Annotated in this window: 5 protein-coding genes; 3 read left to right on the top strand and 2 right to left on the bottom strand. The window is 65.9% G+C overall.

From position 1 onward, the window contains the following. Positions 1 to 167 precede the first annotated feature (167 nt). The 3 genes from B1A78_RS23220 (at position 168) to B1A78_RS20055 (ending at position 3,779) form a co-directional block, all read left to right on the top strand. Entirely contained in the window at positions 168 to 503 is a 336-nt protein-coding gene (locus B1A78_RS23220; protein ID WP_256839553.1) for an energy transducer TonB, read from the top strand. Between the two features lie 126 nt (positions 504 to 629). Then, positions 630 to 2,996 (top strand): TonB-dependent receptor domain-containing protein, encoded by a 2,367-nt coding sequence (locus B1A78_RS20060; protein ID WP_083734357.1) that lies wholly within the window; start codon positions 630 to 632, stop codon positions 2,994 to 2,996. 99 nt (positions 2,997 to 3,095) lie between these two features. Next, positions 3,096 to 3,779 (top strand): Fe2+-dependent dioxygenase, encoded by a 684-nt coding sequence (locus B1A78_RS20055; protein WP_077148645.1) that lies wholly within the window; start codon positions 3,096 to 3,098, stop codon positions 3,777 to 3,779. Here B1A78_RS20055 and B1A78_RS20050 read toward each other — a convergent pair. Continuing rightward, a complete protein-coding gene (locus B1A78_RS20050) occupies positions 3,776 to 4,639 on the bottom strand; it encodes an FAD:protein FMN transferase (protein WP_083734355.1) in 864 nt (287 codons plus the stop codon). The two genes, B1A78_RS20055 and B1A78_RS20050, sit on opposite strands and share 4 nt — an antisense overlap. A gap of 92 nt (positions 4,640 to 4,731) precedes the next feature. Beyond that, the coding region (locus tag B1A78_RS20045; RefSeq protein ID WP_077148644.1) for a DUF4198 domain-containing protein at positions 4,732 to 5,514 on the bottom strand (783 nt) is incomplete at its 5' end.

Here is a 5,514-nt window from a genome sequence, read left to right as displayed (position 1 = left end):
GCTGCCCCCGCCTCAGCCGCCGCCGGTCGCAGCCGCGCCGAAGCCCGGCGATGGCAGTGAGGCTTCGGCGGGGGGCCGCACCGGTCTCTGGTCCGGGCAGCGGCGCTGGCGGACGCGGCGACGGGTTGGGGTCTGGCGGATCGGGCGATGACGGCGGCACACGGCCCATGTGGCGCAGCGGCACGATTGCCGACCGCGACTATCCGAAGGCGGCGCGGCGCGCCAAGGTCGGCGGCGAGGTCGAGGTGCGCTTCACCATCGAGACGACCGGGCGCGTCACCCGCTGCCGCGTCACCCGGTCGAGCGGCGACGCCTCGCTAGACGCCACCACCTGTCGGCTGATCGAGGAGCGCTTCCGCTTCAAGCCCGCAACCGACTCGGCCGGCCGCGGTCGCGAGCGACTATGGCTGGCGCCAGAGCTGGTGGCTCGAAAGGCCGGGTGGCCCCGGCCAATTGTAACAGCGACCGGTCCAAATGTGCGAATGATTATCAATATGCATTGACAGTGCGAACGACTCTCAATAGCGGCGCCCGCGAACAAACCAAAAAGGGGGTTTATCGTGAAAGCCAAGACGTCCGCCACTTTCCTGGCGCTCTCCTGCGTCGGCAGCATCGTCAGCGCACCTGCCATGGCAGCCGAAACCGGCGCCGAGGCCGCCGATCAGCAACAGACCGAACGCGACCGCAACGAAGAGCGCGAGCAGATCATCGTCACCGGGCAACACTACCAAACCCAGCAGGAATCGCCGAAGTCGACCCGCTCGGTTCGCGATACCCCACAGACCGTCACCGTGATCACCGCTGAGACGATCGAGCAACAGAATCTGCTGACGCTGCGCGACATGCTCTCGACCGTCCCCGGAATCACCTTCGGCGCCGCCGAGGGCGGTTCGCCGCCGGCCGACTCGATTACACTGCGTGGCTATTCGGCGGGCAGCGACATCACGCAGGACGGTGTGCGCGACAGCGGTGCCTATAACCGCTCGGACAATTTCAACCTCGAACAGCTCGAGATCGTCAATGGCGCCAATTCGGTGTCCAACGGCTCGGGTTCAGTCGGGGGCTCGATCAACCTCGTCACCAAGCGCCCCTATGCCGACACGCGCGTGATCCTCACCGGCGGTATCGGCACCGACAATTATTATCGCGGCACCGTCGACGCCAATGTCCGCGTCAGCGACCTCGTCGCCGTCCGCCTCAACGCGATGGCACACAAGAATGACGTGCCGGGTCGCGACGTCGAATATTATGAACGCTGGGGCGTCGCCCCGTCGGTCAAGCTCGGGGTTGATGGGCCAACCAGCCTGATCCTGCAATATCTGCATCAGGAAGACGACAATATCCCGCAATACGGCGTCCCCTATTATCGGAACGCCATCCTTGATGGCCCGCTTCCGGGCGTCGATCGCAGCGACTATTTCGGCTATCGTAACATCGACACGCAGGAAATCACGGTCGACCAAGCCACCGCGATCTTCGAGACCGAACTGAGCGACAAGGTGTCGATCCGCAACCTGTCGCGCTGGCAGCAGGTCAGCCAGCTGACGATCGTCGGCCCGCCGCAGGGCACCTATTGCCTCACCGGCGGCGTGCTGCCCACCGGTGCCGCCTGCCCCGCGACGGTCCCCGTCGGCTATTATCTGATCGGCGGACCGCGCGGCAACCTGCGCGATTCGAAGAACGAGATCATGTACAACCAGCTCGACCTGCGTGCGGTGTTCAACACCGGCGCGATCGAGCACACGATGGTCGCCGGTGCCTCGGCGAGCTGGGAGAAATATTTCCTCTCGACCGGCAACGTCTATCGCAACGCCAATGGCACCGTCGCCAACGCGACCTTCCCGCTGATCAACTTCGGCAACCCGAACGAGGTCATCCAGGGGCCGCCGGGCTTCAATTACGGCAGCAACGTCTACACCGGCCCGGTCAATTATTTCGAGAGCGGCCGCCAGCGAGGCGAGGTCGACAACTATGCCGTCTACCTGTTCGACGCGATGAAGTTCGGCAAGTTCGAGCTCAACGGCGGCATCCGCTGGGAACAGAACAGCGGCAATTATCGCACCGACACCTCGGTCGCTGCCACGACCACGGTGCCGCAAGGCCCGATCATCGTCGGCCCGGTCCTGCGCAACAAGGCCGACCTCTTCTCCTATCGCGTCGGCCTGGTGTTCAAGCCGATCGAGACGGTCACGCTCTATGCCGCCTATGGCAATGCCAAGACGCCATCGATCAGCGCGGTCAACGGCGCCTGCACGGTCGCGACCTGCAACGTGTCGCCCGAAAGCGCGCGCAACATCGAAATCGGCGCCAAGGCCGAAGTCGCGGGCGGCCGCCTGTTGCTCGCCGCCTCAGCCTTCCGCAACGAGCGCAACCAGTATCGCGTGCCGTCGAATGACCCGACGATCCCCGACCAGGTGCTCGACGGCAAGTCGCGCGTCGATGGCATCGCGCTCAGCGTCGTCGGAAAGATTACCCCGCAATGGTCGGTCACGGCGAACTACACCTATCTGGACAGCAGCCTGCGCCAGTCGGTGTCGGACTTCTGCCTCGCCAACCCGGGTCCGATCGCACCGGTGTCGCCGGCGACCGCCTTCACCAATCCGTGCGGCAATAATGCGCAGGTCCTCGACCCGGCGCGCGGCGCCGAACTGCAGAATACGCCGAAGCATTCGGGCAGCCTGTTCACCACCTATGAGTTCCCCTTCGGGCTCACGGTCGGGTACAGCATGACCTATCAGGGCAGCTTCGCGCTCAACCTGCCGGCGCTCACCACGCCGCTGGTTCCGGGTTCGACCGCGCTGAACCCTGTGTTCCGCGCCGACGACTATCTGGTTCACAGCGCGTATGTCGCATACAACGTCACCGACAAGCTGAAGGCACAGCTCAACGTGAAGAATTTCACCGATGAGCTCTACTTCACCCGTGTCCGCAACAGCGGCTGGGCGACCCCGGGCGACGCCCGCGCCGCGATCTTCTCGCTGAGCTACACCTATTGATCCTGTGGCGGGAGCGGCCCACCGGGCCTGCTCCCGTCCTTGATTGCCTTCCCAAGCTATGGCAGCGCAAAACGGTATTGCCCCGGGGGATGTTCCGCCATGCTGATTGCCATTCCCGACCTGTTGTCGGCCGACGAGGTTGCGCAGATCCGCGCGCTGATCGACGCCGCCGACTGGATCGACGGCAATGCGACCTCAGGCCCGCAATCGGCGCTGGCCAAGCGCAACGAACAGCTTCCCGAGGACGGCGATACCGCCAGGCGTGCCGGCCGCATGATCCTCGAGGCGCTTGGCCGCTCGCTGCTCTTCTTCGCCTCCGCGCTGCCGCTCAAGATCTTCCCGCCGTTGTTCAACCGCTATGGCGAAGGGCATGAATTCGACACGCATGTCGACAACGCGATCCGGCTGAAGCGCGGCACCGAATTTCGCATGCGCAGCGACCTGTCGATCACCGTCTTCCTCGAAGCCCCCGAAAATTACGACGGCGGCGAATTGCTGGTCGAGGATCATTATGGCGTGCAAAGGGTCAAGCTCGCCGCCGGCCATGCCGTCGTCTATCCCTCGTCGAGCCTCCATCGCGTCACGCCGATCACTCGCGGCACGCGCGTCGCCTCCTTCTTCTGGCTGCAGTCGATGATCCGCGATGCCGAAGAACGGCGTATCCTGTTCGACCTCGACCGGTCGGTGCAACGGCTGACGAACGACCTCGGCGGCAAGGACCGATCGGTTATCGAACTCACCGGCGTCTACCACAATCTGCTGCGGCGCTGGGCCGACAGCTAGTCGAGCATCGCGCTCCAGGCGCGCGACACATGTTCGCGGCCATTGGCGAGGATGCACGCCGCGAGATCGCGTTCGTCGGCCAGCATGATCCCGGCTTCGGCGCCGAGCACGGTCAGCGCGGTCGCCCAGCCGTCCGCCATCATACATTGCCGATGCACCACGGTCACCGAGCGCACGCCATTGGCGATCGGGCGCCCGGTGCGCGGGTCGAAGCTGTGCGAATAATGCTGGCCGTCGATCTCGACGCCGCGGCGATAGTCGCCCGATGTCGCGACGGAAAGGTCGTGGAGCGCGATGCGCCATCCCGCTCCCGCCCACGACGGTGGCACCTCGACATCGACCCACCAGGGCTGGCCGTCGGGCCGAATGCCCTCGCCGCGCAGTTCGCCGCCGACCTCGATCAGGAAATGGCGGACGCCCTGCGCGAGCAACCAGTCGGCGGCGAGATCGACGCCATAGCCTTTGGCGATACCCGACAGGTCGAGCAGAGCCCCGTCGCGGCGGCGGATATTCCGGGTGGCGGGGTCGAAATCGACGCCGTCGGGAGCGGGGACGAGCGCCGTTCCGAGGCTCGTAGAGGGCGGCGCCGTGCCGAACCCCCAGGCCTCGCTCAATTCGCCGAGCGCAATGCCGAACGCCCCGCCGCTGGCACTCCCGATCGCGAGACCCGCTGCAACGACATCGGCAAATTCGGAGGGCAGCGAATGCCATTCGCCAGCCGGCGCGCGATTGAAGCGCGCAAGGTCGGACCCCGCCTCCCACTGGCTCATCTGGGCGACGACGCGGTCGAGCGCCGCCTGCACGCCCTCGGCTACGCCGACAGGCGGCGCAACGGCGTGCAGGGACCAGTCGGTCCCCATCGTCTTTCCGGCAAAACTCTCGATGATCGCCCCGGCGGCGCGCCCGTCGAAAGCGGCGGGCGTGAGCGCACGGGGGATCAGGATGCGGTCGGTCAGGGCGCCAGCACTTCCAGCGTCGTGACATAGCTCGCGCGGCGCGTCGGGGCGGCGCCGGCGGGCGGCGGACCTTCGCCCTCGCCCTCGATGCGCGGCGTCGTGACGTTCACCCAATACATGCCCGCTTCGGGCAGCGTCAGTTCGACCTTGCCGTCGGCGCCGGTCTTGGTGTCGATCTGGCCGAGCTGGTCACGATAGCGGATACCGCCGGGGATGACGGTGATCGGCAGGTCGGCGGTCGGCTTGCCGTCGAGCAGGAACTGGAAAGTGATCGCCTCGCCCGCGAACAGGTCGTTCGGGTGCGTCACGGGCACCAGTTCGATACCCTTGCCGGTCGGCTTGAACAGCGTCATCGTCGGCTCGCCCACGGTCACGAAAATCTCGTTGCGGTTGCTCGATTCGGCGGTCTGCACATTGGTCGCGCCGGCAGGAATGCGCTCGGCGAGGTTGGCGGTGGTCGTCCCGCGCGGCAGGCGCTCGGTCTTGCCGTTCAGGTCATAGCTGCCCATCACGCCGTCGACGACCGAGGCGATGCGCCAGGTGCCCTTTTGCGTCAGATGGACGTCGAAGGTGCTGCGATAGCGGCCGGTCGACTTATTCTCGATCGTCGCCTCGCTGCCGTCGGGCGACCATGCCTTGAGCGCGTCGAGCCGCATCGGCTGGTGCTCGAAATAGAAGAGGTCGTTCGACACTGCGGCGTCGACGGTCACCCAGACATCGTCACCCGACAGCACGGTCGACGACGGCATCATCCACTGGCGGTGCGCACTCGCCGGAAC

This window comes from Sphingopyxis sp. KK2, from assembly GCF_001990265.1.
Lineage (GTDB): Bacteria > Pseudomonadota > Alphaproteobacteria > Sphingomonadales > Sphingomonadaceae > Sphingopyxis.
Note: the sequence above shows the minus strand (reverse complement) of the source record. Positions and strands in the feature narration are given on the sequence as shown.

Bases quoted from the DNA above. Each gene is read 5' to 3' on its own strand.
- B1A78_RS23220 (WP_256839553.1), top strand. From the start codon at position 168: ATGTGGCGCAGCGGCACGATTGCCGACCGCGACTATCCGAAGGCGGCG.
- B1A78_RS20060 (WP_083734357.1), top strand. From the start codon at position 630: ATGGCAGCCGAAACCGGCGCCGAGGCCGCCGATCAGCAACAGACCGAA.
- B1A78_RS20055 (WP_077148645.1), top strand. From the start codon at position 3,096: ATGCTGATTGCCATTCCCGACCTGTTGTCGGCCGACGAGGTTGCGCAG.
- B1A78_RS20050 (WP_083734355.1), bottom strand. From the start codon at position 4,639: ATGGGGACCGACTGGTCCCTGCACGCCGTTGCGCCGCCTGTCGGCGTA.